At 32.5% G+C, this 26,831-nt stretch carries 25 protein-coding genes and 1 tRNA gene; 18 read left to right on the top strand and 8 right to left on the bottom strand.

All coding sequences use genetic code 11. The features are described from left to right. The first annotated feature begins 3 nt into the window (after positions 1-3). Complete coding sequence (gene dnaG / locus ACOYLT_RS03105) at positions 4-1,989, top strand: DNA primase (protein ID WP_422852383.1); 1,986 nt, start codon at positions 4-6, stop codon at positions 1,987-1,989. Between the two features lie 39 nt (positions 1,990-2,028). Here dnaG and ACOYLT_RS03100 read toward each other — a convergent pair whose 3' ends face one another. Both ACOYLT_RS03100 and nadE read right to left on the bottom strand, forming a co-directional pair. Next, complete coding sequence (locus tag ACOYLT_RS03100) at positions 2,029-2,658, bottom strand: LuxR C-terminal-related transcriptional regulator (protein ID WP_422852380.1); 630 nt, start codon at positions 2,656-2,658, stop codon at positions 2,029-2,031. A gap of 85 nt (positions 2,659-2,743) precedes the next feature. Continuing rightward, a complete protein-coding gene (nadE, locus tag ACOYLT_RS03095; RefSeq protein ID WP_422852379.1) occupies positions 2,744-3,547 on the bottom strand; it encodes an NAD(+) synthase in 804 nt (267 codons plus the stop codon). Between the two features lie 96 nt (positions 3,548-3,643). Between nadE and gldB the strand changes: the two genes are divergently transcribed. Together gldB and gldC are read left to right on the top strand one after the other, a co-directional pair. Then, positions 3,644-4,606, top strand: coding sequence for a gliding motility lipoprotein GldB (gldB, locus tag ACOYLT_RS03090; protein ID WP_422852378.1), 963 nt, complete (start codon positions 3,644-3,646; stop codon positions 4,604-4,606). Further along, a complete protein-coding gene (gldC, locus tag ACOYLT_RS03085) occupies positions 4,599-4,934 on the top strand; it encodes a gliding motility protein GldC (RefSeq protein ID WP_422852377.1) in 336 nt (111 codons plus the stop codon). Before gldB ends, gldC begins: the two co-directional genes overlap by 8 nt. A 39-nt stretch (positions 4,935-4,973) precedes the next feature. Here the strand turns inward: gldC and ACOYLT_RS03080 are convergent, their stop codons facing one another. The 3 genes from ACOYLT_RS03080 to ACOYLT_RS03070 form a co-directional block, all read right to left on the bottom strand. Beyond that, entirely contained in the window at positions 4,974-5,435 is a 462-nt protein-coding gene (locus ACOYLT_RS03080) for a hypothetical protein (protein ID WP_422852376.1), read from the bottom strand. Between the two features lie 355 nt (positions 5,436-5,790). Further along, a complete protein-coding gene (gene yihA, locus ACOYLT_RS03075) occupies positions 5,791-6,411 on the bottom strand; it encodes a ribosome biogenesis GTP-binding protein YihA/YsxC (RefSeq protein WP_422852375.1) in 621 nt (206 codons plus the stop codon). A gap of 44 nt (positions 6,412-6,455) precedes the next feature. Further along, a complete protein-coding gene (locus tag ACOYLT_RS03070) occupies positions 6,456-7,220 on the bottom strand; it encodes an alpha/beta fold hydrolase (protein ID WP_422852382.1) in 765 nt (254 codons plus the stop codon). A gap of 372 nt (positions 7,221-7,592) precedes the next feature. On the opposite strand from ACOYLT_RS03070, the gene mraZ reads away from it, so the two are divergent. From mraZ to ACOYLT_RS02995, 15 genes are all read left to right on the top strand, one after another. Next, positions 7,593-8,066: a division/cell wall cluster transcriptional repressor MraZ gene (gene mraZ, locus ACOYLT_RS03065; protein WP_422852374.1), complete on the top strand. Its 474-nt coding sequence runs from the start codon at positions 7,593-7,595 to the stop codon at positions 8,064-8,066. Then, positions 8,053-8,949, top strand: coding sequence for a 16S rRNA (cytosine(1402)-N(4))-methyltransferase RsmH (rsmH, locus tag ACOYLT_RS03060; protein ID WP_422852381.1), 897 nt, complete (start codon positions 8,053-8,055; stop codon positions 8,947-8,949). Before mraZ ends, rsmH begins: the two co-directional genes overlap by 14 nt. Beyond that, positions 8,946-9,293 (top strand): FtsL-like putative cell division protein, encoded by a 348-nt coding sequence (locus ACOYLT_RS03055; protein WP_422852373.1) that lies wholly within the window; start codon positions 8,946-8,948, stop codon positions 9,291-9,293. Before rsmH ends, ACOYLT_RS03055 begins: the two co-directional genes overlap by 4 nt. Beyond that, on the top strand, positions 9,284-11,293 hold the full coding sequence (locus tag ACOYLT_RS03050; protein ID WP_422852372.1) for a penicillin-binding protein: 2,010 nt from the start codon (positions 9,284-9,286) through the stop codon (positions 11,291-11,293). Before ACOYLT_RS03055 ends, ACOYLT_RS03050 begins: the two co-directional genes overlap by 10 nt. Further along, a complete protein-coding gene (locus tag ACOYLT_RS03045; protein ID WP_422852371.1) occupies positions 11,290-12,753 on the top strand; it encodes a UDP-N-acetylmuramoyl-L-alanyl-D-glutamate--2,6-diaminopimelate ligase in 1,464 nt (487 codons plus the stop codon). Before ACOYLT_RS03050 ends, ACOYLT_RS03045 begins: the two co-directional genes overlap by 4 nt. Positions 12,754-12,757: 4 nt before the next feature. After that, the gene (mraY, locus tag ACOYLT_RS03040) at positions 12,758-13,984 is read left to right on the top strand and encodes a phospho-N-acetylmuramoyl-pentapeptide-transferase (RefSeq protein ID WP_422852370.1); all 1,227 of its coding nucleotides are present in this window, start codon (positions 12,758-12,760) and stop codon (positions 13,982-13,984) included. Continuing rightward, the gene (gene murD, locus ACOYLT_RS03035) at positions 13,984-15,318 is read left to right on the top strand and encodes a UDP-N-acetylmuramoyl-L-alanine--D-glutamate ligase (protein ID WP_422852369.1); all 1,335 of its coding nucleotides are present in this window, start codon (positions 13,984-13,986) and stop codon (positions 15,316-15,318) included. The genes mraY and murD overlap by 1 nt, the downstream gene beginning before the upstream one ends. Before the next feature lie 76 nt (positions 15,319-15,394). Then, positions 15,395-16,684: an FtsW/RodA/SpoVE family cell cycle protein gene (locus tag ACOYLT_RS03030; RefSeq protein WP_422852368.1), complete on the top strand. Its 1,290-nt coding sequence runs from the start codon at positions 15,395-15,397 to the stop codon at positions 16,682-16,684. 1 nt (position 16,685) lies between these two features. Next, positions 16,686-17,777 carry an undecaprenyldiphospho-muramoylpentapeptide beta-N-acetylglucosaminyltransferase gene (gene murG, locus ACOYLT_RS03025; protein WP_422852367.1) on the top strand — a complete coding sequence of 364 codons (1,092 nt, stop codon included), beginning with the start codon at positions 16,686-16,688 and terminating at the stop codon, positions 17,775-17,777. A gap of 1 nt (position 17,778) precedes the next feature. Beyond that, positions 17,779-19,119, top strand: a complete 1,341-nt coding sequence (gene murC / locus ACOYLT_RS03020) for a UDP-N-acetylmuramate--L-alanine ligase (protein ID WP_422852366.1) — start codon at positions 17,779-17,781, stop codon at positions 19,117-19,119. Further along, entirely contained in the window at positions 19,116-19,838 is a 723-nt protein-coding gene (locus ACOYLT_RS03015) for a cell division protein FtsQ (RefSeq protein ID WP_422852365.1), read from the top strand. The genes murC and ACOYLT_RS03015 overlap by 4 nt, the downstream gene beginning before the upstream one ends. A 6-nt stretch (positions 19,839-19,844) precedes the next feature. Further along, positions 19,845-21,230, top strand: a complete 1,386-nt coding sequence (gene ftsA, locus ACOYLT_RS03010) for a cell division protein FtsA (RefSeq protein ID WP_422852364.1) — start codon at positions 19,845-19,847, stop codon at positions 21,228-21,230. A 35-nt stretch (positions 21,231-21,265) separates the two neighbouring features. After that, positions 21,266-23,209, top strand: a complete 1,944-nt coding sequence (ftsZ, locus tag ACOYLT_RS03005; protein WP_422852363.1) for a cell division protein FtsZ — start codon at positions 21,266-21,268, stop codon at positions 23,207-23,209. Between the two features lie 134 nt (positions 23,210-23,343). Next, positions 23,344-23,793, top strand: a complete 450-nt coding sequence (locus ACOYLT_RS03000; protein WP_422852362.1) for a GatB/YqeY domain-containing protein — start codon at positions 23,344-23,346, stop codon at positions 23,791-23,793. Between the two features lie 88 nt (positions 23,794-23,881). Continuing rightward, positions 23,882-23,955: transfer RNA gene (locus tag ACOYLT_RS02995), tRNA-Arg, on the top strand. Between the two features lie 186 nt (positions 23,956-24,141). Here ACOYLT_RS02995 and ACOYLT_RS02990 read toward each other — a convergent pair. The 3 genes from ACOYLT_RS02990 to ACOYLT_RS02980 form a co-directional block, all read right to left on the bottom strand. Next, positions 24,142-25,191 (bottom strand): glycoside hydrolase family 53 protein, encoded by a 1,050-nt coding sequence (locus tag ACOYLT_RS02990; protein WP_422852361.1) that lies wholly within the window; start codon positions 25,189-25,191, stop codon positions 24,142-24,144. Between the two features lie 10 nt (positions 25,192-25,201). Then, a complete protein-coding gene (rpe, locus tag ACOYLT_RS02985) occupies positions 25,202-25,861 on the bottom strand; it encodes a ribulose-phosphate 3-epimerase (RefSeq protein ID WP_422852360.1) in 660 nt (219 codons plus the stop codon). A 170-nt stretch (positions 25,862-26,031) separates the two neighbouring features. Then, positions 26,032-26,831 (bottom strand): sigma-70 family RNA polymerase sigma factor (locus tag ACOYLT_RS02980; RefSeq protein WP_422852359.1); only part of this gene is annotated, 800 nt, incomplete at its 5' end.

The following is a 26,831-nucleotide window of genomic DNA, read 5'->3' as shown; positions in this document are numbered from 1 at the left end:
ATTTTGATTACTCGCGAAACCATAGATAAAGTTTTTGAAACCGCTCGCGTGGAAGAAGTCATTGGTGACTTTGTCCAATTAAAACGTGCTGGTAGCAATTATAAAGGATTAAGTCCGTTTTCAGATGAAAGATCACCTTCATTCATGGTTTCTCCTGTAAAACAAATTTGGAAAGATTTCAGCTCTGGAAAAGGCGGAAGTGTGGTGACTTTTTTGATGGAACACGAACATTTTACGTATCCTGAAGCTATACGGTTTTTGGCTAATAAATATAATATTGAAATTGAAGAAACCGAAGTTTCTCAAGAAGATAAAATTGAAGCCAACGAAAAAGAAAGTATGTATTTGGTTTCTGAATTTGCCAAAACTTATTTTCAAGATACGCTATTAAACACCGAAGAAGGCAAAGCTATTGGTTTATCTTACTTCAAAGAAAGAGGATTTACCAATGAAACTATTGCCAAATTTGGTTTGGGTTATTCACCTGAAACTTGGGATGCTTTCACTAAAGAAGCACTTTCAAAAGGGTACCAATTAGAATTTTTAGAAAAAGTTGGTTTAACCATTACTAGAGAAGACGGAAAACATTTTGATCGTTTTAAAGGAAGAGTCATGTTTCCGATTCAAAGTTTATCTGGCAGAAACTTAGGTTTTGGCGGAAGGATTTTGACCAATGATAAAAAAGCAGCTAAATATCTTAACTCTCCAGAAAGTGAAATTTACTATAAGAGTAAAGTTTTATATGGAATTTTCCATGCTAAACAAGCGATTGCCAAACAAAATAATTGCTATTTAGTAGAAGGTTATACCGATGTAATCCAAATGCATCAAGCGGGAATTGAAAACGTAGTGGCTTCTTCTGGAACAGCTTTAACACCTGATCAAATCAGATTAATTAATCGATTGACTAAGAATATCACAGTGCTTTTTGATGGCGATGCTGCAGGTTTGAGAGCTTCTATTCGGGGTATTGATTTGATTTTGGAAGAAGGCATGAACGTAAAAGTTTGTTCGTTTCCTGATGGTGATGATCCAGATAGTTTTGCTAGAAAAAATTCGTATGATGATTTAGTATTTTATTTAGAAAATAATGCCAAAGACTTTATTCAGTTCAAAGCATCGCTTTTGATGAATGAAGCACAAAATGATCCTATCAAAAAAGCCGATCTTATTCGTGACATGGTAGTTAGTATTTCTAAAATTCCCGATAGAATTAAAAGAGAAGTATACATTCAAGAGTGCTCTCGAATTATGGATATTTCAGAGCAAGTGTTACAAAATACTTTAGCACAACTCATTCAGAAAGATATTTCGGAAGCCGGAAAGAAACTCAAAACAGAGCAAAAAGCTTTTGAGGTAGTCAAAAATGAAGTGCAACAAATTACTCAAGACAAAATTAATATTGTTTATGAGTTAGAACGCAAAATCATTGAAATGCTTTTGCTCTATGGTAATTTAGAAGCCGATTTTGAAGATTTAATTTTGAAAGCAAATGAGGAAGGCGAAATGGTTGAAGAAAAAGAGACCACTTCAGTTAAAGTTTTTCAACGTATTTATTTGAGTTTGCAAGAAGATGAAGTTGAATTAGCCAATCCTGTTTTTAAAGAAATTTATAATGATTTAATAACTTATTATAATCAAAGTGATGACTTTGTTATAGAACAGTATTTAATGAAATTATCATCAGAACATTCTCAAATAGTTACTGATATTTTGATGCACGAAGAAAAAGAATTGTTACATAATTGGGAAACCAAACATATTTATGTAAAAACCAAAATGCAAAATGTTAGTCAATATGTTTCAGAAACAATTATTTCATTAAGAGAATATCTCATCAATAAATTGATTTTAGATCTAATGAATAATTTTAGTAATGAAGAAGGAGAAAATGAACTTGAAGAATTAAAAGCGACTATTAATGATTATAATAAATTAAAAGTCAGTTTGACCAATAAAATAGGACGAATTCGGTCAACTTATTTATAAAAAACCCGTCCTGTTTTTAGACAAGACGGGTTTGAATTTTTAAACGATTTCTAATGTTTTAGCTTTGTTAACAAGGTCAACCAAGTTGGTTACATTTAACTTAGTCAAAAGACGCAGTTTGTAAGTACTGATAGTTTTCTCGTTTAGTGACAAAATTTTAGCAATTTCGTTGTTTTTCTTGCCATCACTAAGGAAACGCAATACTTCAATTTCTCTGTTAGAAAGTTTTCTATATAAACGTTCTGATTTGTTTTGTTTAGCTATCAATGCTAAGTTTCTCTTGATATCTTCATTTAGGATAATTTGTCCTTGGCTTACCTTGACAATTGTTGCTCCCAAATTCTCAAGTTTTGATGTCTTGTGAACGTAGCCTGCACATCCTGCCTTGATTGCATTTGGAGCATAAATGTTTTCAGACAAGCTACTAAATACGATAACTTTAGTTTTTGGAAAAATTTTGATAATTGACTTGATTTCATAAATACTCTTTAATCCTTCAAGTTCTAAATCGATAATTAATACGTCAATTTCTTTGTTTCTTAAGGCATCTGAAACCATAAAAAAATTTCCTACGTTTGAAGCAATACTTATTTCAGGGTGATCCTTGAAATAAGCTTTCATTCCAAAGTGCACTACCGGGAAATTATCAGCGATACATACATTAATCATAATTGTGGTGTTTGATTAAAAATTAATAGAATTTACTGTAAAATTAAATAATTATTATTTAATAGTTATTAAACAATTATTAAATTTATAAGTTTTTTGGAATTAAACATATAGGAATTGAATTCATTTTGTGTTTGTTAAGAGTGTTTAACTTCTTATAAATTTCAAAAACTTCTCTTTCTCTATCTGTAAAATCCTTTATTGTTTTATTTTTTTCTGCTTGAATCATTGCCCATTCTAATTCGTCATAAGTTGCGCCTAGTTGTTCTTCATCGGTTCTTGAATCGCCAAATAAACCATCAGTTGGAGCTGCATTTTGTATCGATTCAGGAATTTCTAAATATGCTCCTAAAGCATAAACATCACTTTTCATTAAATCGGCAATGGGACTTAAATCTACACCGCCATCACCATATTTAGTGTAAAAACCAACCCCAAAATCCTCTACTTTATTTCCTGTTCCGGCCACTAATAAACCATAAATCCCTGCGTAATAATACAATGTTGTCATTCGTAATCTTGCTCTTGTATTGGCTAATGATAAATGTAATTTATCGCTTTCATCATAAATGGGAACTATATTTTTAAATGTTTCAAAAACCGAAGTTAAATCAGATTCTGCACTTTTCACATTTGGAAATATTCTTATTAGTTGTTCAATATGTTCTCTGCCTCTGCTTACTTGTTTACTATCTTGGTGTATTGGCATTTCTACACATAAAGTTGTTAATCCTGTTTGAGCGCAAAGCGAAGAAGTGACTGCAGAATCAACTCCACCTGAAATCCCAACTACAAAACCTTTTACTTTTGCATTAGTTGCATAATCCTTTAACCATGTGACGATATGCGTGTTAACATTTGCTACGTCAATTTTACTTTTTTTAGACATTTCTTATGATTTTTATTAAAAACTGCAATGTATATTTGCAAATGTAAAAAATAGGTAGTTTTATAACTTGATTAATTGCCTTTAAATTTCTAAAAAATGATAAAATATTTTTTGATTTCCCTTTTACTATTTTCAATGGTTTCTTGTAACAAAAAATCAAAAATTGAACAGGATGTTGAACAAATCCCTGTTGAATTAAGTGTTGATCGTTTTGATAAAGCTTTTTTCGAAACAAAACCAGAAGACTTAGCGAATTTGAAAACCAAATATCCTTTTTTCTTTTCAAATAAATATGATGATAAAGTTTGGATAGACAAATTACAAAACAAAGATTGGAGAGCACTTTATAATGAAGTACAAAAAAAATATGCAAATTTCGATAAGCAAACAACTGAAATAGAAGATTTATTCAAACATATAAAATATTATTTCCCTGAAACTATCACTCCAAAAGTATATACTGTAATCGCTGAAATGGATTATAACAGTAAAGCTATATATGCCAATGACAAACTTATTATTGCTCTTGAATTGTACCTAGGAACTAATCATAAATTTTATCAATTTCCAGAATATTTAAAACAGAATTTCGAGGAAAGACAAATGATGCCAGATATTGTGTCAAGTTATGCATTGACAAAAATTCCACCACCAAGTGATAAAACATTATTGGCAAGTATGATTTATTATGGCAAAGAATTGTATTTAAAAGATTTGTTGCTTCCTGATTACTCTGATGCAGATAAAATTGGATACAAACCAGAACAAATTACTTGGTGTCAAGAAAACGAAAGCTATATGTGGCGTTTTTTTATAGAGGACAATTTGCTTTTTGACACGGATTCTAGATTACCAAATCGCTTTATAAATCTTGCGCCATTTTCTAAATTTTATCTTGAAATTGATAATGAATCACCTGGAAGAATTGGACAATGGGTTGGCTGGCAAATTGTACGTTCCTTTATGGAAAATAATGAAGTTAGCCTACAAGACATGTTAAAAATGGATGCCAAACAATTATTTGAAAAATCAAAATACAAACCAAAGAAGAATGAGTAATACCATTAAATCCGAAATAAAATTTCTTATAGAATTAGATGAAAATAGAGTTCCAGAAAAACTAAATTGGACAGCACAAGATGGAGGAGTAAATCAAGAAGAGGCAAAAGCTATAATGCTTTCCATTTGGGACAGTAATGTAAAAGAAACTCTTCGTATTGATTTATGGACAAAAGACATGCCTGTAGATGAAATGAAATTATTTTTTCACCAAACTTTAGTTGCCATGTCGGATACATTTCAACGAGCTACTGCAGATGAAAAAATGTCGGATACTATGAAAGATTTTTGTGATTATTTTGCTGAGAAATTACAATTAAAAAAATAAAAAAGACTATTTTTATTTTTTTATTAGACATCAATAATCTTAATTATAAGAATCTTTGGTATCGCGGTCTTTATCTTTATCTGCATTTGACCGCCTGTAGAATTTATTAAAATCTTTCCACTTATTTGGCAGCTTTATGCTATAGGTGATTCCGATTACATAATCTGTATTGGGCCTTTTGTAGGTTATAACATCGGGCTCAATCAAATAAAACAATGACAAGTTATTAAACTTATTGTATCTAAAGTTGAGTTGGCTCACATAACGAATTCTACTAATATGACCTGGATGCAGTCGATCAAATGCCAAATACGGTTCGGCTGATAGAGTCGCGTTATAATTCTTATTTAAACTATAAGACAAACGAATACGGTTTCTCCATTCAGTTAATGGTTTGTCGGCGATAGGTTCTCCTGTGAAATAGTTTTGCGTATGCTGAACGGCTGTTCTTAAAAAAAGTGATGTTTTTTTAAAAAGTTTACATTTATAGGTCGTTCCCATAAAAAAAGTGTGTTCATCTTTTTTATAACTAGTGCTGAATTGGTAGACGACTTCTGTATTAAATTTTTTAAAGTATTCAATTAGATTAAAAAATGATTTAATGTAGATTAAAAATAAGACCAAGATTTGCAATAATTTTTAAAAATGCAAAGTAGAAGTTATTGTTTTCAGCAGTTTAAAATGACTAAAATCAAATTTTTATCATTACAATCAGTGAAAATTCAAACGGTTTTTTAATTTTAAAAGAGTTATTGCGGAAAATTTTGAATTTGAAAGAAAGTCAAGTAAAGAATACATTTTATAACTAAAAGAAGAAGTTAAATTACAGCAATAAAAACCCAATTGTTTTTCTATATTAAAACTCATTCGAATTTTTGAACAAATCTTCATTCACTCCATCAATAAAATTTAAAACAACATCTCTTCCTGTTGTTTCTGTAGCTGAGGTTACAAAGTATTGCGGCATTTCTTCCCAGTTATTGGCTAGTAGCGCTTTTCGGTAAGCCGCTATATGAGAGTCTATTTTTGTCTTACTAATTTTATCTGCTTTGGTAAAAATAATGCAAAAAGGAACCTCAATTTCCCCTAAATAAGTAATGAATTCCAAATCAATTTTTTGAGCTTCAAGTCTAATGTCTATCAGGACAAAAGCACAAACTAATTGCTCTCTTTTCTCAAAATAATCCGTTATGAATTGTTGAAAAACTTCTTTAGTTTTTTTAGAAACTCTAGCATAACCATAACCTGGTAAATCAACTAAAAACCAATTCAAATTGATTTTAAAATGATTAATTAACTGAGTTTTCCCTGGTTTACCTGATGTTTTTGCCAAATTTTTGTGGTTGGTCAACATGTTAATTAAAGATGACTTTCCAACATTGGAACGACCAATGAAAGCATATTCAGGCAATCGTTCCAGCGGACATTTGCTCACGTCAGAATTGCTAATAATAAATTCAGCAGAATTAATTTTCATTGGTTTTATTTAAAATAAAAAAGCCCCTAAAAAGGACTTTTTGTCTATAGATGTACTTTTTTTAACCACTTATGCAAAAGACGATTAAACTCGTCAGGATGTTCCATCATAGCTGCGTGACCGCATTCATCAATCCAATATAATTTTGAATTCGGCATTAGTTTATGGAATTCTTCAGCAACTTCTGGAGGTGTTACTTGGTCATTTTTACCCCAAATAATGCAGGTTTTCAAATGCATTTTTGGTAAATCTTTTGCCATGTTGTGACGAATAGCACTTTTGGCAATGGTCAAGGTTTTAATTACCTTAATTCTATCATTAACAACAGAAAAAACTTCATCCACAATTTCTTTACTGGCCACTTTAGGGTCATAAAAAACAGCTTCAGCTTTTTTCTTGATATATTCATAATCTCCACGTTTTGGATAACTATCTCCCATGGCACTTTCATAAAGTCCAGAACTTCCTGTGATGACTAAACCAGCAACTTTTTCAGGATACATTTTGGAATGGTACAATGCAATATGTCCACCTAGAGAATTTCCTAAAAGAATTACGCGGTCAAAACCTTTAAATGTGATAAAATCTTTAACATATTTTGCAAAAGCTTTTACATTAGTCTTTAGAATGTTTTGAGTATAAATAGGCAATTCTGGAATCACTATTTTATATCCTTTTGTCGAAAAATAAGCTGCAACTCCATTAAAGTTACTTAGACCACCCATCAAACCATGTAAGACTACAATTGGTGTTCCTTCTCCTGCTTCATAATAGGAATATCTTCCTTCTTTTTTTAAATTTCCTTCCATGTTCTTAAATGACTTTAACATCGAACAAATATATGATATTAAACATTAAAACTCATTTCAAAAAGGAATATTTACTGCTAAAACAGATTAATTCATTACCAAGGTTTAAAAATTTTTTCTTCAAAATCATGAAATCATAGCATTTTTAAAAATCAACATTTGATAATAAAAATGCTACAAACCAATTTTTAGATTTTCATCAAATTCTAATCTTATTTTTTAGGGTTTAATTAACAAACTTCTCGTGCTGATTTCACGCTGTTTTTCTATAAAAAACCTTTGAAGTACTAAAACTTATTAACAAAGTGGTATTTTGTGGTAAATTGTGGTAAATATTTTTATATTTTTGCTCTTGACGAAAATTTAAAGCCATTGAACTCTATAGTAGGAACATACGAATGCAAAGTTGACGCTAAAGGAAGATTGATGATTCCTTCAGCGTTAAAGAAGCAACTTGCTAATTCTTTGCAAGATGGGTTTGTATTGAAACGTTCTGTTTTTCAGCCTTGTTTGGAATTATACCCTATGACGGAATGGGATTCAATGATGCAAAAAATTAATAAACTCAATCGTTTTGTAAAGAAAAATAATGATTTTATCCGTCGATTTACGGCTGGAGTAAAAGTGGTTGAGGTTGATGATTTAGGACGATTATTAATCCCAAAAGATTTAGTTGCCTTTGGTAAAATTGCAAAAGATATTGTGCTTTCATCTGCTGTAAACATCGTTGAGATTTGGGATAAAGATTTATATGAAAAAGCAATTGCTGGAGATGATGTTGATTTTGCTGACTTAGCTGAGGATGTAATGGGAAATACCAGCGATGATGGAAATGGATTATCATAACCCAGTATTGTTAAAGCAAACTGTCGATGGATTGAATATCAAGCCCGATGGGATATATGTAGATGTTACATTTGGAGGCGGTGGTCATTCAAGAGAAATTTTGAGCCGATTGGGTTCAAATGGAAAGCTTTTTGGTTTTGACCAAGATGAAGATGCGTTAGCTAATGCTTTCACCGATGAAAGATTTACTTTGATACATGAAAATTTCAGATACATAAAACGTTTTTTAAGATTTCACGGTGTGAAAAGTGTTGATGGAATTTTAGCGGATTTAGGTGTTTCATCACATCAATTTGATGTTCCCGAAAGAGGTTTTTCAACTCGTTTTGACGCTGATTTAGATATGAGAATGAGTAAAAGAAATGAGTTAGATGCACATAAAGTGATTAATCAATATGATGACGCTAATTTGAGAAGAGTTTTTTTGGATTATGGTGAATTGAAAGTCGCTCCAGCATTGGCAAGAACCATTATTGAAACCAGAGAAATGAAATCGATTAACACTACGGATGAGTTAAAAATGATTTTATCAAAATTTTTACCTGATCAGTTTAAAAATAAAATTTTAGCTCAAATATATCAAGCAATCCGAATTGAAGTAAATCAAGAGATGGAAGTTTTGAAAGAATTTTTAGAACAGTCACTTGAAATATTAAAACCACAAGGAAGATTAAGTGTAATTTCTTACCACTCTTTAGAAGACAGACTGGTAAAAAGATTTATGAAAAACGGATTATTTGAAGGGGAACCAGAGCGAGATTTCTTTGGGAATTATTCGGTTCCATTCAAGTTAGTTGATAAACTAATTGTTCCAGATGAAGCTGAAATTAAAATGAATAATAGAGCAAGAAGTGCCAAATTAAGAATAGCAGAAAAACAATGAAAAAAGGGGTTTATGGAATATTAAAAGCTCGATTTCTTGTCAATGAGGATGCTACTAAAAACTGGCGCTTTATCGTATTTTTAATTCTATTAGCCATAATAATGATAGCTAACGAGCACCGATATGATGAAAAAATATTCAGAATCACTGAATTGACAAATGAAGTAAAAGAATTGCGTTCAGAATTTGTAGACAAACGCTCAGAATTAATGAAATTAAAAATGGAATCCACCGTTTCTGAAAAAATGGAAGAAAGAAAAATATTTCCTTCAACGGTTCCTCCTCAAAAAATTAAAGTTAAAAAACCAGTAGAAAAAAGTTTCTTTCAAAAACTATGGCAATAGAAGATAAAAATATCTCTTACCGAATTTATTTAGTTGCTTTCAGTATCTTTCTGATGGCTGTAGCCATTACTTTCAAACTCTCAAAGATTCAATGGGTTGAAGGCCCGAAGCTTCGTGAATTAGCCAAAAAAGAAACAGTTAAGAGCTTTGTTATCCCTGCAAATAAAGGAAATATTTATTCTTCAGATGGAAGTTTGTTAGCCACTTCAATTCCAAATTATAACATTCGCTTTGATGCAGTTGTTCCAAAAAGTGAGGCATTTGATAAAAATGCAAAACCATTAGCAGATTCTTTATCAAAAATGCTTGGAAAATCTAGCGCATTCTATCAAACCCAATTGAGAATTGCCAGAGAAAATAAAAACAGATATTTATTGGTAGCGAGTGATTTGAGTTATACTCAATTTATGAAAATTAAAAGTTTTCCACTATTTAATCTAGGAGCTAATAAAGGAGGAGTGATTACCGAGCAAGAAACTGTTCGTGAACATCCAATAGGTAAAATTGCCGAGAGAACCATAGGTTACGAGCGATTAACTCCCGAAGGAAAACCAGATGGTAAAGGGATTGAATGGTCATTTAGAAAATATTTGAACGGAAAAGATGGGAAAGTTTTAAAACAAAAAATTGCCAAAGGACAATGGAAACCTATTCGGGATATGAATGAAGTTGATCCACAAGATGGATATGATGTCATTTCTACAATTGATGTTTATATTCAGGATATTGCCCATCATGCTTTGCTGAAACAGTTAAAGGAATACAAAGCTGATCACGGTTGTGTGGTTGTGATGGAAACTAAAACGGGAAGAATTAAAGCTATCTCCAATCTTGGAAAATTAAAGGAAACAGATTCTACCTATTATGAAACTGAAAATTATGCTATCAAAGAATCTCATGAACCAGGCTCTACATTTAAGCTAGTTGATTTGATTGCTTTATTAGACGATAAAAAAGTTGATACAAGCAAGGTTTATGATAGAAAAGGTGGGCTAATTAAGATATACGGAAAAGATGTAGAGGATTCTCATAGAGGTGGTAAACAGAAAATATCACTAGGACGCGGAATGGAAATTTCTTCAAACACGGTTATGGTTCAAGCGGTTTACGAAAATTATAAAAACAACCCGAAACAATTTATAGATCGTATAGACAGAATGGGTTTAAGTAAGCCTCTTGGATTGCCTATACAAGGTGAAGGAATTCCAATAATCCCACATCCTGCAGATAAAAGATGGAGTGCTATTGCATTGCCTTGGATGGCTTTTGGATATGGTGTTGCTGTTACCCCTTTGCAAACATTAACCTTGTATAATGCAATTGCCAATAACGGCGAAATGATAAAACCTCTGTTTGTTTCTGAGATAAAAGAATGGAATAATGTTATCAAAAAATACGACAAAGAAATTATCAACTCGAAGATTTGTTCAGATGAAACTGTAAAAAAAATCCAAGCGGTTTTAAAAAATGTAGTTCAAAAAGGAACCGGAAAATCATTGTATTCTAAAGATTTTTCTATGGCTGGAAAAACGGGAACAGCTCAAGCCAATTATGCAAAAAATGGCGGCTCTGAGAAGCATTACATTTCATCGTTTGTGGGATACTTTCCAGCAGAAAACCCTAAATATTCTTGTATCGTAGTAGTTCACAAGCCAGATGCAAAAAACAAAGGGTACTACGGTGCTGATGTTGCTGGCCCAGTATTTAAGCGAATTGCTCAAAAGATTTTTACTGATACACCTTCTACAAATGAAATCAAAAACCTAAATAGAAAAATAAATAATCAAGAGAAATCGTTCCATGAATATGCCATCAAAGAGCAACAAGAAGTAAAAGGAATGCCAAATGTTAAGGGAATGAGCGGAATGGATGCAGTAGCCCTTTTAGAAAATTTAAAATTAAAAGTAAAGGTTATTGGAATTGGGAAAGTAAAAAAACAATCAATTCATCCTGGAGAAGCTCTAGATAGAAACAAAACAATCCTACTTGAATTATCGTGATTATTTTAAAAGACATATTATATAAAGTTGCCATCGAAACCGTAAAAGGTTCGACGGAAATCTGCATTAACAAAATTGAATTCGACTCACGTAAAGTTGAAGAGAATGATGTTTTTGTGGCTATTCGCGGTACTATTTCTAACGGTCATGATTTTATTGAGCCCGCCATAAGCCTTGGCGCAATTGTAATTATTTGCGATACATTACCTGAAATTATAGTTACAGGAGTTACTTATATTCAAGTGAAAGACACTAATACTGCTTTAGCACTTTTAGCTTCAAATTTTTATGGAAACCCGTCACAAAATTTAAAATTAGTTGGAATAACGGGAACAAATGGCAAAACAACTATTGCCTCTCTTTTATATCAATTATTCAAAAAAGCAGGTTTCAAAGTTGGATTGATATCCACTGTAAAAATCATGGTTGATGAAGTTGAATATAAAGCAACTCACACAACCCCAGATTCGCTGACTATTAATTATTATTTAGCCGCAATGAATTATGCTGGTGTTGAATATTGCTTTATGGAAGTAAGCTCTCACGGTATTCACCAAAAGCGTACTGAAGGATTGCAATTTGCTGGTGGTATTTTCAGTAATTTATCTCACGATCATTTAGATTATCACCCAACTTTTGCAGAATATAGAGATGTAAAAAAATCATTTTTTGATCATTTACCAAAATCCGCTTTCGCTTTAACCAATATAGATGACAAGAATGGATTGGTAATGTTACAAAATACCTACGCCAGAAAATTAACATATGCTTTAAAATCGTATGCTGATTATAAAGCGCAAATCCTCGAAAATCAATTATCTGGATTGTTATTAAAAATCAATGAAAGTGAAGTTTGGGTTCGACTAATTGGAACGTTCAATGCCTATAATTTATTGGCTATTTATGGTGCAGCAGTAGAATTAGGATTAGATAAATTAGAAGTTTTACGGTTTTTATCTGAACTAGAAAGCGTTTCAGGTCGTTTTCAATTTATAGTTTCCGATGCTAAAATAACAGCTATTGTAGATTATGCTCATACGCCTGATGCATTGGAAAATGTTTTGAAGACCATCAATGACATCCGAACAAATAATGAACAATTAATAACAGTTGTGGGTTGTGGAGGTGATAGAGATAAAACCAAAAGACCCATTATGGCTCATATAGCAACAAACATGAGTAATAAGGTGATTATTACTTCGGATAATCCAAGAAGCGAAGATCCAATCGACATTATAGCTGATATGGAAAAAGGTGTTGAGCTACAAAATCAAAGAAAAACATTATCAATTGTGGATAGAAAACAAGCCATAAAAACTGCTTGTCAATTGGCCGGACCAAACGATATTATACTCATAGCCGGAAAAGGTCACGAAACCTATCAAGAAATTAACGGTGTTCGTCATGATTTTGACGATATGAAAATAGTAAAAGAACTTTTAGAACAACAAAATAAATAAACCTATGCTATATTATTTATTTGAATACCTCGATAAAACAATGGATGTTCCTGGAGCAGGAGTTTTTCAATACATAACATTTCGTTCCGCTTTGGCTTTGATTTTATCATTGATGATTTCTACCATTTATGGAAAAAAAATCATTAACTTTTTAAGAAACCAACAAGTTGGAGAAACGGTAAGAGAACTTGGCCTTGAAGGTCAATCTCAAAAAGCTGGAACGCCAACTATGGGAGGTTTGATAATAATCATAGCCACTCTTATTCCTGTTATTCTTTTAACTAAACTAAATAACATCTACATTATCCTTTTGATAGTTACTACACTATGGATGGGAATTATTGGATTTATTGACGATTACATCAAAATTTTCAAAAAAGACAAACAAGGTTTAAAAGGAATTTTCAAAGTAATAGGTCAAGTAGGTTTAGGTTTGATTGTTGGTTCGGTTTTATATTTTCATCCAGGAGTTACTGTTCGTGAAAGATCAACAACTCCAATAACATTTTATCAAACACAAAATGTAATTTCTCAAGCACCTAGAGAAAGTAAATCTACAGTAACTACTATTCCATTCATGAAAAACAATGAGTTGGATTATGCCAAAATCATTAAATGGACAGGCGATGGATATGAAAATTGGGCTTGGTTAGTTTTTATCCCAATTGTTATTTTTATTATCACCGCTGTTTCAAATGGGGCCAATTTAACAGATGGAATAGATGGTTTAGCTGCAGGCACTTCTGCAATTTCAGTTTTGGCGCTCGGTATTTTCACATTTATTTCTGGGAACATTATATTATCTAGTTATCTAAACGTAATGTATATCCCAAATTCTGGAGAAATGACGGTTTTTATTGCGGCTTTTGTAGGAGCATTAATTGGATTTCTTTGGTATAATTCCTATCCAGCTTCAGTATTTATGGGTGACACAGGTAGTTTAACAATCGGCGGAATTATTGCGGTTTTGGCTATTTCTGTTCGAAAAGAAATGTTATTACCCGTATTATGTGCCATCTTTTTTGCCGAAAATTTATCTGTTATTATCCAGGTTTCTTATTTCAAATACACCAAAAAACGTTTTGGCGAAGGAAGACGCATTTTTCTGATGTCGCCGTTGCATCATCATTATCAAAAGAAAGGTTATCACGAGAGTAAAATTGTAACCCGATTTTGGATTGTTGCCATTCTATTAGCGATTGTTTCAATTGTGACATTAAAATTGAGATAATGCAACGATTGGTAATACTTGGTGGAGGCGAAAGTGGGATTGGAACTGCCATTTTAGGAAAAAAAGAAGGATACGATGTTTTCGTCTCTGACTTTGGAAAAATTAAAGAAAATTACAAAGACGTTCTTACAAAATATGAGATTAAATGGGAAGAGGAACAGCACACAGAAGATTTAATTCTAAATGCAGATGTGGTTATGAAAAGTCCAGGAATTCCAGAGAAATCTCCCATGGTTAAAAAACTTTTGGAAAAAGGAATACCAGTGATTTCAGAAATTGAATTTGCTGCTCCATTTACAAAAGCGAAAACCATAGGGATTACTGGAAGCAACGGAAAAACCACCACTACGATATTGACTTATCATTTGCTAAAAAATGAAGGGCTAAACGTTGGTTTAGGAGGAAATATTGGAAAAAGTTTTGCTTGGCAAGTTGCTGAAGAAAACTACGATTACTATGTTTTAGAATTGAGCAGTTTTCAATTGGATGGCAATATAAAATACAGACCAGATATAGCCATTCTATTGAATATTAGTCCTGACCATTTAGACAGATATGAATACAAATATGAAAATTATATCGCATCAAAATTTAGAATAACAATGAACCAAACTGAAGAAGATTATTTCATCTATGATGCAGATGATGAGGCAATTTCGAACTGGTTCAAACAAAACAAAACAAAAGCAAAATTAATTCCTTTTTCATTAAACAAAACTTTTGAAAACGGAGCCTTTATAAAAAACGACACTATGGACATTATTATCAACAACGAGGAATTTGAAATGAAAACTGGTGAGGTTTCATTGGAAGGAAAACACAACATGAAAAACGCTATGGCAGCAACTTCTGTAGCCCTGCTGATGAAAATCAGAAAGGAAACTATTCGTGAGAGTTTATCCAATTTTCAAGGTGTAGAACATCGTTTAGAAAAAGTGTTAAAAATTCAAAATGTGCAGTACATCAATGATAGTAAAGCTACCAACGTGAATGCTACTTTCTTTGCTTTAGATAGCATGACTGTCCCAACTGTTTGGATTGTTGGAGGTGTTGACAAAGGAAATGATTACAGCGAAATCATGTCGTTAGTTCGCGAAAAAGTAAAAGCAATCATCTGCCTTGGTATCGACAATAAAAAAATAATTGATGCTTTTGGAAATGTGGTTGATATGATGGTAGAGGTGGATAATATGAGTGATGCGGTAATTACTGCTAAACATTTAGCCGAGAAAGGGGATACGGTTTTATTATCTCCAGCATGCGCAAGTTTCGATTTATTTCAAAACTACGAAGACAGAGGAAATCAATTTAAAGCAGCGGTAAAGAATTTGTAAAAGCAGTCAGCTTTCAGCTATTAGCTGTTAGCAAAAATGCATAGGATATTAAGAGTTAAAGGCTAACAGCTAAAAAATGAAAGAACTAATTCACAGTCTAAAAGGAGATAAAGTCATCTGGGCATTCGTTGCCTTATTGGCATTGTTTTCTTTTATGCCAGTTTTTAGCGCAAGTAGTAATTTGGCCTACATGCGTCATGGTTCCGGAAATGCTTTAACTTATCTTTTGAAACACGGAGCACAAATTTTAGTTGGATTTTTTATTTTGTATAAAGTACATAAAGTTCCCTATCATTATTTCAGAACGATATCGAGATTGTTGTTGCCTGTCGTTTGGTTGCTATTAATTTATACATTATTGAAAGGAACAGTTATAGAAGGAGCTAATGCAAGTCGTTGGATACAAATACCTTTTATTGGCATAACATTCCAAACATCAACATTGGCTTCAATAGTGCTATATGTTTTTGTGGCCAGATATTTATCTAAAAAAAGAGAAACACCTATAACTTTTCAAAACTCACTTTGGGAATTATGGCTTCCAGTTTTTATTACTATCATACTAATTCTTCCAGCCAATTTATCTACAGCAGCTTTAATTTTTTCTATGGTAATGATGTTAGCTTTCATTGGAAAATATCCATTAAAATATATTGGAATTATTATTGGTGCTGGAATTATAGGATTGGTGTTTTTCATCCTAGTAGCCAAAGCTTTTCCTAGTGCTTTCCCCAATCGTGTAGATACTTGGATTGCTCGTATTGATAATTTCACAAGCGATAAACCAGATGAAGACGATTATCAAATTGAGAAAGCTAAAATAGCCATAGCTTCTGGAGGAGTATATGGACTTGGACCAGGTAAAAGTGTGCAGAAAAATTTTTTACCACAATCTTCTTCTGACTTTATTTATGCCATTATCGTTGAAGAATATGGTCTTTTCGGAGGATTATTAGTCTTAGGAATGTATCTTTTATTATTGTTCCGCTTCGTCGTCGCAGCACATAAAGCCAATTCACTTTTTGGTAAACTTGTCGTAATAGGTTTAGGTTTTCCGATAATTTTTCAGGCAATGACAAACATGGCTGTAGCTGTAGAATTATTGCCAGTAACAGGACAAACTTTGCCACTAATCAGTTCTGGTGGAAGTTCTATTTGGATGACCTGTATTGCACTTGGAATTATTTTAAGTGTAACCAAAAAAGATGAAGAAATTGCTGAAGAGCAAGCCGAAAAACAAAAAAGAGAAGACGCTTTACAAAAGCTAATCGACAAACAATTACAAGAAGACGAAGCCGAAGAACAAGAAGATTTTTCTATTGAAGATGCAGCAAATCCTTTAGAGCCAATTTTAAAAAGAAGTTAAAATGAGAAAATTAAAATTCATAATAAGTGGGGGTGGCACCGGCGGGCATATTTATCCAGCCATTGCTATTGCCAATGAATTAAAATCTCGATTTTCTGAGTCAGAATTTCTTTTTGTAGGCGCAAGCGATAAAATGGAAATGCAAAAAATACCACAAGCGGGTTACAACATAGAAGGTTTGTGGATTGCTGGTTTACAACGAAAATTAACGCTACAAAATATGATGTTTCCATTTAAACTAATGAGTAGTTTATGGAAATCTAGAAAGATTATCAAAAAGTTTAAACCTAATGTTGTAATTGGGACTGGCGGTTTTGCTAGTGGACCATTATTGCAAATGGCCAACAGTTTAAATATTCCTACGGTTATTCAAGAACAAAATTCCTACCCAGGAATTACCAATAAATTATTGAGCAAGAAAGCTAATGCTATTTGTGTGGCGTATGAAAATTTAGAACGCTTTTTCCCAAAACACAAAATCGTTTTCACTGGAAATCCAGTGCGTCAAGATTTATTGAATATAGAAACAAAACGACAAGAAGGAATTTCTTATTTCAATTTAGATGACGATAAAAAAACACTTTTAATTCTTGGCGGAAGCCTTGGTGCCAGAAGAGTCAATCAGTTAATTGAAAAAGAATTAGATTTTCTATTAGCAAATGGTATTCAGGTATTTTGGCAATGTGGCAAATTATATTATGAAGAATACCAACATTTCGATGAAAAAAAAAATGTGCAAGTAGTAGCCTTTATTGACAGAATGGATTTGATTTATGCCGCTGCCGATTTTGTGATTTCACGTTCTGGCGCATCTTCGGTTTCCGAATTATGTTTGGTAGGGAAACCAACTATTTTTATTCCTTCACCCAATGTGACCGAAGACCATCAAACCAAAAATGCTAAAGCAATTATAGATAAAAATGGCGCTATTCTTTTAAGAGAAAATGAACTAGAAGAAAAATTTGAAACTGTTTTTTCAGATTTAATTACAAATGAAAATTTACAGACTGAATTAAGCCAAAATATCAAAAAATTGGCAAAGCCAAATGCTACTAAAGATATAGTTGAAGAAATATCAAAATTGATACAATAAAGTGAATTTAAACCAAATACATAACGTCTATTTCATCGGAATTGGAGGCATTGGAATGAGTGCTTTGGCTCGTTATTTCCAAAACATTGGCAAAAATGTTTCGGGTTACGACAAAACACCAACCTTTTTAACCGCAGAGTTAATGGCAAATGGAATGAACATTCACTTTGAAGACAAAATCAGTTTAATTCCAGCTGATTATTATCTAGAAAACACCCTAGTTATAATTACTCCTGCAGTTCCAGTATCTCATTCAGAATGGAATTACTTTTTAGAAAGAGATTATGTAGTAAAAAAACGAGCTGAAGTTTTGGGAATCATTACCAAAGACACTTTTTGTTTTGCGGTTGCTGGAACACACGGAAAAACAACAACATCGAGTATTTTGGGACATATTCTGTATGAAAGTGGAGCAGATGTTACTGCTTTTCTAGGCGGAATTGTAGAAAATTATAATTCCAATTTAATTGGGAATGGTAAAACCGTTACCGTAGTTGAAGCCGATGAATTTGATAGATCATTTCTTCATTTGCATCCAGACATTGCTTGTGTAACCTCAATGGATGCTGACCATTTAGATGTTTATGGTGATAAATCGGCTATAGAAGATTCCTTTAGAGAATTTGCAGATAAAGTTGAAAATAAAAATAATTTATTCGTTCCAAAAGGATTGCCTCTAGAGGCATTAACTATTGGAATTGATGAAGAATCAACATACAAAGCTTTCAATATCCGGATAGAAAAAGGTTTTTATGTGTTTGATGTTCAAACACCAACTGAAATCATTAAAGATTTACAATTCGGATTGCCAGGAAGGCACAATTTAATGAATGCCATGATGGCCTTAGCCATGGCTAAGACTTATGGTACAACAACAGAGTCTATTGCTAAAGCCTTGGCAACATTTAAAGGAATTCAACGTAGATTTTCTTATCAAATTAAGACTGAAAATTTGGTTTATGTAGATGATTATGCACATCATCCAACCGAAATTAACGCGGTGCATCAAGCAGTTCGTGAATTGTATCCAAACGAAAAAGTGTTGGCAATTTTCCAACCACATTTGTTTAGCAGAACCAAAGATTTTGCCGATGATTTTGCCAAAAGTTTGTCTCAATTTGATGAAATTTTAATGTTGGAGATTTACCCTGCAAGAGAATTAACAATAGAAGGAATTACATCAAGTTGGTTACTTTCAAAAATAGAAAATCCAAACAAAAAACTGGTTTCAAAAACCGATTTAGTACCTTCTATTTTAGCAAGTAATGCCAAAATAATTATCACTATTGGAGCAGGAGATATTGGTGAATTAGTTCCTAACATTAAAAAGGCTTTGCTGTGAAAATTTTCACTTGGACAAATATCAGATTATTGTTGATTATTTTAGTTGTTGTCTCCCTGTATTCCTTTACTTCACAACGAAATGCAACTAGAAAAATTAAAAATACAGAAGTTATTTTTGTGGGTAAAAAGAACCTTTTTTTGAAGCCAGAAATGGTTAATAAATTGTTAATAGAAAAAAATCAAGACATAAAAAATTTGAGCAAAGTTGATTTAGATTTGAACAAATTGGAAAATTCAATTAGCAGACACAAATTGATACAAAAAATAGATGTATTTGTTAGTGTAGATGGAATTTTAAAAGTGGTGGTAGAGCAAAAAACACCTCTGGGAAGAGTATTTGATCAAACAGGTTCTTTTTATCTTGATTATGAGGGAAATAAAATGCCCTTGTCTGAGAATTTTACTGCTAGAGTTCCACTATTATCTGGCGAAATTGCTACAGTAAAAAAAGAAAAATTATCTGAAGTTTTAAAGATGATTGCAGAAGATGATTTTTTAAAAAAAAACATCATTGGGATACAAGTTTTGCCTAACGGCAGCTTAATCATGGTGAATAGAAATTATGATTTTCAAATTGATTTTGGTAAATCTATAAACATCGATAGAAAATTTAAAAACTATAAAGCATTTTTTCAAAAAGCAGTTCTAGATAGCACTTTAAACAAATACAGAAAAATTAATTTGAAGTTTACCAAACAAGTGGTTTGCATTAAATAGAAGATTATGGAAAAAGAGAATATTGCCGTTGGATTAGATATTGGGACAACCAAGATTGTTGCCATGATTGGTAAGAAAAACGAATATGGAAAATTAGAAATTTTGGGTGTAGGAAAATCCAAAAGTCTTGGTGTGGCTCGTGGTGTTGTAAATAATATTACTCAAACTATTCAATCTATTCAGCAAGCAGTTCTTGAAGCCGAAAATAATTCAGGATATAAAATAAGCGATGTGGTTGTAGGTATAGCAGGACAACACATTCGAAGTATTCAACACACTGATTACGTAATCAGAACTAACCCAGAGGAAGTAATCAGCGGAAGAGATATTCAATTGTTAATTGACCAAGTCAATAAATTAGCAATGCTTCCTGGAGAAGAAATTATCCACGTATTGCCACAAGAATTTAAAATTGATGGGCAGTCTGAAATAAAAGAACCAATAGGCATGTATGGTGGACGATTAGAAGCCAGTTTTCATGTGGTAGTTGGACAAGCCTCTTCTATTAGAAATGTAGGAAGATGTATTCAAAGCTCAGGTATTGAATTATCTGGTTTGACACTGGAACCATTAGCTTCTGCTGATGCCGTTTTAAGTCAAGAAGAAAAAGAAGCCGGTGTTGCCTTGATAGACATTGGTGGTGGAACAACAGATTTAGCCATTTTTAAAGATGGCATCATTCGTCATACAGCAGTTGTGCCTTTTGGTGGAAATGTGATTACAGATGATATTAAAGAAGGATGTTCTATTATTGAAAAACAAGCCGAATTGTTGAAAACAAAATTTGGTTCAGCTTGGCCTGGCGAAAACAAAGACAACGAAATAGTTTCTATTCCAGGGCTAAGAGGAAGAGATCCAAAAGAAATTTCATTAAAGAATTTGTCAAAAATAATTCACGCAAGAGTTGTTGAAATCATTGAGCAAGTTTTCACTGAAATTAAAGCTTATGGGCACGAAGATCCTCGCAAAAAGTTAATTGCTGGAATTGTTTTAACTGGTGGAGGATCGCAATTGAAACATATTAAACAATTAGTAGAATATATTACAGGAATGGATACTAGAATTGGGTATCCAAACGAACATTTGGCAGGAAATTCCAGTGAAGAAATTTCAAGTCCTTTATTTGCAACTGCTGTAGGATTGGTTATGAATAGCATTGAAAACAATTCTAATAGTGCCTATAAAATTGAACTAAAAGAAGTAGCAGCAGAGGTACCAAAAAATTCAGTTTTTAAACCATTAGTGGAAGAAAAAGTAGAGGAAGAAGTTTTAGATGAAGTAGAATTGCCGGTAAGCAAAATAGAAAATGAAACAACAGAAGGCAAAATAAGACGGTCATTTTTTGACCGGTATGTAGATAAAATTAAAGATTTTTTAGATAACGCAGAATAGCATAACAGAGTAAAAAATAACAAAACCAAAATAGTATGACAAGCAACTCAGAATTTGGAAATATCTCATTTGATTTACCAAAAAACCAATCAAATGTGATAAAAGTAATTGGAGTAGGTGGCGGCGGAAGTAACGCTATCAATCACATGTTTAAACAAGGAATAAATGGAGTTGATTTTATAGTTTGTAATACAGACTCGCAAGCACTTCAAAATAGTCCTGTGCCAAATAAAATTCAGTTAGGTGTTAACTTAACAGAAGGCCTTGGCGCTGGCGCTAATCCAGATGTTGGTCAACAATCAGCATTAGAAAGTGTTGGCGATATAGAAAAAATGTTGGACACTAATACTAAAATGGTATTCATCACCGCAGGAATGGGCGGTGGAACAGGAACTGGAGCTGCGCCAGTAATTGCCCAAATGGCAAAAGAGAAAGGAATTTTAACTGTAGGAATTGTAACCTGTCCTTTTCAGTTTGAGGGAAAAGTTCGTCAAGACCAAGCCAAGTTAGGTGTTGAGAAATTAAGAAAACAAGTTGATTCTTTAATTGTTATCAATAATAATAAATTAAGAGAAGTATACGGAAATCTTGGTTTCAAAGCCGGATTTTCAAAAGCAGATGAAGTATTAGCTACAGCATCAAGAGGAATTGCGGAAGTAATTACACATCACTATACTCAAAACATTGATTTAAAAGATGCTAAAACTGTTCTCGAGAATAGTGGAAGAGCCATTATGGGTTCTGCTACTGCTAGCGGTGAAAACAGAGCAAAAGAAGCTATTATTTCTGCATTAGATTCCCCATTGTTAGATGATAATAAAATTTCGGGAGCCAAAAACGTATTGTTGCTTATCGTTTCTGGTTCAAATGAAATTACTATTGATGAAATAGGAGAAATTAATGACCATATTCAAAGTGAAGCCGGAAACAATGCTAACATCATTATGGGAGTTGGAGAAGATGAAAAATTAGGTGAATCAATAGCAGTTACCATCATTGCAACGGGATTTAATGAAGAACAACAAAATGGAATTTTAAACATAGAAGCTAAGAAAATTATACACTCATTAGATAGTGAGCATAAATTAGAACGTGATCTAACTCAAAAATCAGTAGAGGTTTTTCAATCTATTCTAGAAACTCCAACTGAAGAGGTGTCTGAAAAAATTGTATTTGAATTAATCGAAGACGAAATAGAATTGACATCATTGTTAGAAGCAGCTATTGACGACAATGAGTTAATAGCTATGAATCAATTTATTCGCAACTTGGATGTAACTTTCGAAATTGTATCACCAATTATTGATATCGATTTCAAAGTAATTACTCCTGAAGTTAATGAAATAAAAGTGATTGAACCACAAAATAGCATTGAGGAAGAACAAACTACATTTACATTTGATATTCCAGATACGACAACATTTGAAAAAAGCGAAGCTATTGAAGAAAGCAAAATAGTTTTTGATTTATCAGAGGCAAATGATATAATAGTAAATGAAGCAGTACAATTTGTTCAAGTTACTGAAATGAATGAAGGTGGTGTAATCAAATATTCTTTAGAGGAATATATGGAAATAGAAAATGATTTATTAAACTCAAAACCAATAGCAAAAATAATTGAAGAGCCAATAGCTGAAGAGTTAAATATTACTTTAAAGTCACAAGCAGAAACGGATAAGCCATTGTCAACAGTTATGCACTTTGAAGATGTATCACCAGTAGAAATGACCATCGAAGAAACTTTAAGGCATAGAGCTGATGAAAGAAGAAGAAAATTAAAAGAGTTCAATTATAAATTTCACAATAATCCTTCACGTATTGAAGAATTGGAAAAAGAACCAGCATACAAGCGTCTTGGACTTGACTTATCAAACAATGCTGATACAAATTCAAACTCAAGAATGTCTTTAGGAACAGACAGCAATGATGATTTGCAATTGCGTTCCAATAACTCATTCTTGCATGATAACGTAGATTAAACCAACACTAAACCAAATTATTCAACCCGAAAATTTCACTAAGATTTTCGGGTTATTTTTTTATCTTTGTATGGCTTTTTAGTAGTCTTAAAATCTAATAATCTAAGTGGTCGAATAATCAAAAAATCTAAATTATGAGTTTATCAAACCAAATAATGGAGGAGATGAAAAATGCTATGCGTGCTAAAGACACTATAGCTTTAGAAGCACTTCGAGCCATCAAATCGGAACTTTTATTAGCGCAAACTTCATCAGGATCTAAAGAAGAAATCACCGAATCAGATGAAATTAAAATTTTACAAAAATTGGTAAAAATGCGTAAAGACAGTTACGAAATTTTTACTTCACAAAATCGTGCCGATTTAGCTGAACCAGAATTAGCTCAAATTGCAGTGATTGAAAAATTCTTACCCGCACAATTATCTGAAGCAGAAGTAGAACTCGTAGTTGCAAAAATAATTGCAGAAACTGGAGCTTCAGGAATAGCTTCTATGGGAAAAGTAATGGGATTAGCCTCAGCTCAACTTGGTGGAACAGCAGAAGGTAAAACGATATCGGCTATCGTTAAAAAATTATTAGTTTAAGAATTAAGAGAAAAGAAGCAAAAAGCATGAGAAAAGAATATTGAGGAAACTTGATCTTTTTTCTTTTCTCTTTCATCTATTTTTTAAAGGCTTCGTAGTTCAACTGGATAGAATATCAGATTTCGGCTCTGATGGTTGCAGGTTCGAACCCTGCCGAGGTCACTAAAGATGCTAGATTACCTTTCTAGCATTTTTTGTTTTTACCTATTGACATTTAAAAAACAATCTAAAGATGCTAAGTTGTATTTTTTCAAAACGTTAGAAAAAATCATTGCAAAGATAGTTGTACGGAATTATTTTCGAAGAAATATTTAAAAAAACAAGAAAATTAGACTATTAAAAGCGGAATTAATATTTTTTAAAAAATTCTAAAGCAGGTAAAGCATTGTTGTCAAAATCCCAAAGTGCTTGGTTTTCCCATGGTGAACCATTGGTTGCTGTTGGTCCACGAAAAGCAATCCATTCTGCGCCCCAATAACAAAAACCTATGCCGTGATCGCTAACTTTTACTGTATTTTTTAGGTCATTTAAAAAGTTTTTTTGGCCTATTGGTGTTGGAGGATAAGCCGTAATGATTTGATCAATTTGTCCTAAAATATTATTTGTAAAATCATTATATCCCAAAGAAAAAGGATAAGCTGTTTCTGCAATTATTACTTTTTTATTAAATGTTGTTCCAAGTTGGTTTATGCTATTTTTTAAATCATTTAGGTTTTTCCCATGCCAAATTGGATAGTATGACAGCCCAATATAATCATAGTCAATACTATTCATTTTGGTAAAGTAAGTAGACGAATTTTCAAATCCAGCATAGTGAAACATTATTTTGGTTGAATTTGAATTTGCTCTAACGGCAATAGTCGCAGCATTGGTCAATTGAATATATTGGTTTTCATTAATCGACAATCTCCCTGTTGGCCACAAAAAGCCATCATTTGTTTCATTGCCAATTTGAATAATATCTGGATTAATTTCTGAAACTATATTCGCTGTATAATTTGAAACGGCAATTTTTAATTCGTTGAAGTTCAAATTTTGCCAAGCTATGGGCTTTGTTTGATTTCCAGGATCGGCCCAAGTATCAGAATAATGCACAGTTATCCAAACTTTCATTCCTGCTTCTCGAACTCTTTCTGCTAATGCTTTTACTTCTGTTAAACTCGAATGAACATCTGATGGTGTGTGCCAAAGCCGAATTCTAATGTAATTACATCCTGTTTTTTTTAAAGTAGTAATTACGTTTTCTGGTTGATTATTATTTTTAAAAATAATCCCTTCACTCTCAATTAAAGGTAAATAGGAAATATCAGCCCCGCGAATTGTTTCATCAACTTGTATTTTGTCATTTGAACTACAAGAAATTATTAAAAAGGACAGGATGAAAAATAGTTGTTTCATTTAAGTTTAACTATGAAGTTAATTTCTTCAAATAAGCAATGGTTTCAATTGGATTTTCTGCTTTAAAAACAAAATTCCCAGCTACCAAAATATTTGCTCCTGCTTCAACTAATTTTTTAGCATTCTTATCAGTAACTCCACCATCAATTTCAATTAAAGCGGAAGCATTTTTTCTAATAATAAGCTCTTTTAATTTTTCGATTTTAGAATAGGTGTTTTCAATAAACGATTGACCACCAAAACCCGGATTTACACTCATTACACAAATTAAATCAATGTCATTTATAATATCTTCTAGTAAATCTACATTAGTATGTGGGTTGAGGGCAACACCAGCTTTCATTCCTGCTGCTTTTATGGCTTGCAATGTTCTATGTAAATGAGTGCATGCTTCATAATGAACAGATAAAATATTGGCGCCTAAAGCAGCAAAAGTCCCTATATATCTGTCTGGATCGACAATCATTAAATGAACATCAATTGTTTTTTTGGCATGTTTTGAAATGACTTCTAAAACAGGCATTCCAAAAGAAATATTCGGAACAAAAACACCATCCATAATGTCAATATGAAACCAATCGGCTTCACTCGCATTAATCATTTCAATGTCGCGTTGTAAGTTAGCGAAATCGGCAGCTAAAACTGAAGGAGCGATAAGTGTGTTTTTCATTTCATGCTGAATTTATTTCAGTATCTTATAATACTGAAATTAGTTTGTGTTGTTTTTTGCAAAAGTAAATTATAATTGGTGAATCTGAAACAAGTTCAAATAAAAAAATAAAAAACTCCGAAAGTATTTTCGGAGTTTTGACATTAAGACATTCGACTTTATGTCTAAATTTATCCTAAATATGTTTTTAAAATTTTACTTCTTGAGGTATGTTTCAATCGGCGGATGGCTTTTTCTTTAATTTGACGCACACGCTCACGAGTTAAGTCGAAAGTTTCTCCAATCTCTTCCAAAGTCATTGGGTGTTGATCGCCTAAACCAAAATACAAACGAACTACATCGGCTTCTCTTGGTGTTAGGGTTTCTAAAGAACGTTCGATTTCAGTACGTAACGATTCGTGAATCAATTCGCGGTCTGGATTTGGAGATTCACCTGAACGTAAAACGTCATACAAGTTAGAATCTTCTCCTTCTACAAGTGGTGCATCCATTGACAAGTGACGACCAGAGTTTTTCATACTCTCTTTTACGTCATTAACGGTCATATCGAGCTCTTTTGCAATTTCTTCAGCAGATGGTGGACGTTCGTTAGATTGTTCTAACAAAGCATACATCTTGTTGATTTTATTAATAGAACCAATTTTGTTCAACGGCAAACGGACAATACGTGATTGTTCAGCCAAAGCTTGAAGAATAGATTGGCGAATCCACCAAACAGCATACGAAATGAATTTGAAACCACGAGTTTCGTCAAAACGTTGTGCGGCTTTAATCAAACCTAAATTTCCTTCGTTAATCAAATCGGGTAGTGTTAAACCTTGATTTTGGTATTGTTTTGCGACAGAAACCACGAAACGTAAATTGGCTTTTGTCAATTTCTCTAACGCACGTTGGTCGCCGGCTTTAATCTTCTGAGCTAATTCTACTTCTTCATCAGCAGTAATTAAGTCAACTTTTCCAATTTCTTGTA

This window comes from Flavobacterium sp. (assembly GCF_049318185.1).
GTDB lineage: Bacteria > Bacteroidota > Bacteroidia > Flavobacteriales > Flavobacteriaceae > Flavobacterium.
The sequence above is the reverse complement of the archived record's forward strand: the minus strand, read 5'-3'. Positions and strand labels throughout refer to the sequence as shown.

Bases quoted from the DNA above. Each gene is read 5' to 3' on its own strand.
- rpe (WP_422852360.1), bottom strand. From the start codon at position 25,861: ATGAAAAACACACTTATCGCTCCTTCAGTTTTAGCTGCCGATTTCGCT.
- ACOYLT_RS03030 (WP_422852368.1), top strand. From the start codon at position 15,395: ATGAAAGAACTAATTCACAGTCTAAAAGGAGATAAAGTCATCTGGGCA.
- ACOYLT_RS03100 (WP_422852380.1), bottom strand. From the start codon at position 2,658: ATGATTAATGTATGTATCGCTGATAATTTCCCGGTAGTGCACTTTGGA.
- murD (WP_422852369.1), top strand. From the start codon at position 13,984: ATGCAACGATTGGTAATACTTGGTGGAGGCGAAAGTGGGATTGGAACT.
- ACOYLT_RS03055 (WP_422852373.1), top strand. From the start codon at position 8,946: ATGAAAAAAGGGGTTTATGGAATATTAAAAGCTCGATTTCTTGTCAAT.
- mraY (WP_422852370.1), top strand. From the start codon at position 12,758: ATGCTATATTATTTATTTGAATACCTCGATAAAACAATGGATGTTCCT.
- rsmH (WP_422852381.1), top strand. From the start codon at position 8,053: ATGGATTATCATAACCCAGTATTGTTAAAGCAAACTGTCGATGGATTG.
- ACOYLT_RS03080 (WP_422852376.1), bottom strand. From the start codon at position 5,435: ATGGGAACGACCTATAAATGTAAACTTTTTAAAAAAACATCACTTTTT.
- ftsA (WP_422852364.1), top strand. From the start codon at position 19,845: ATGGAAAAAGAGAATATTGCCGTTGGATTAGATATTGGGACAACCAAG.
- ftsZ (WP_422852363.1), top strand. From the start codon at position 21,266: ATGACAAGCAACTCAGAATTTGGAAATATCTCATTTGATTTACCAAAA.
- ACOYLT_RS03050 (WP_422852372.1), top strand. From the start codon at position 9,284: ATGGCAATAGAAGATAAAAATATCTCTTACCGAATTTATTTAGTTGCT.
- ACOYLT_RS02990 (WP_422852361.1), bottom strand. From the start codon at position 25,191: ATGAAACAACTATTTTTCATCCTGTCCTTTTTAATAATTTCTTGTAGT.
- ACOYLT_RS03000 (WP_422852362.1), top strand. From the start codon at position 23,344: ATGAGTTTATCAAACCAAATAATGGAGGAGATGAAAAATGCTATGCGT.
- ACOYLT_RS03070 (WP_422852382.1), bottom strand. From the start codon at position 7,220: ATGGAAGGAAATTTAAAAAAAGAAGGAAGATATTCCTATTATGAAGCA.
- murG (WP_422852367.1), top strand. From the start codon at position 16,686: ATGAGAAAATTAAAATTCATAATAAGTGGGGGTGGCACCGGCGGGCAT.
- gldB (WP_422852378.1), top strand. From the start codon at position 3,644: ATGATAAAATATTTTTTGATTTCCCTTTTACTATTTTCAATGGTTTCT.
- nadE (WP_422852379.1), bottom strand. From the start codon at position 3,547: ATGTCTAAAAAAAGTAAAATTGACGTAGCAAATGTTAACACGCATATC.
- yihA (WP_422852375.1), bottom strand. From the start codon at position 6,411: ATGAAAATTAATTCTGCTGAATTTATTATTAGCAATTCTGACGTGAGC.
- gldC (WP_422852377.1), top strand. From the start codon at position 4,599: ATGAGTAATACCATTAAATCCGAAATAAAATTTCTTATAGAATTAGAT.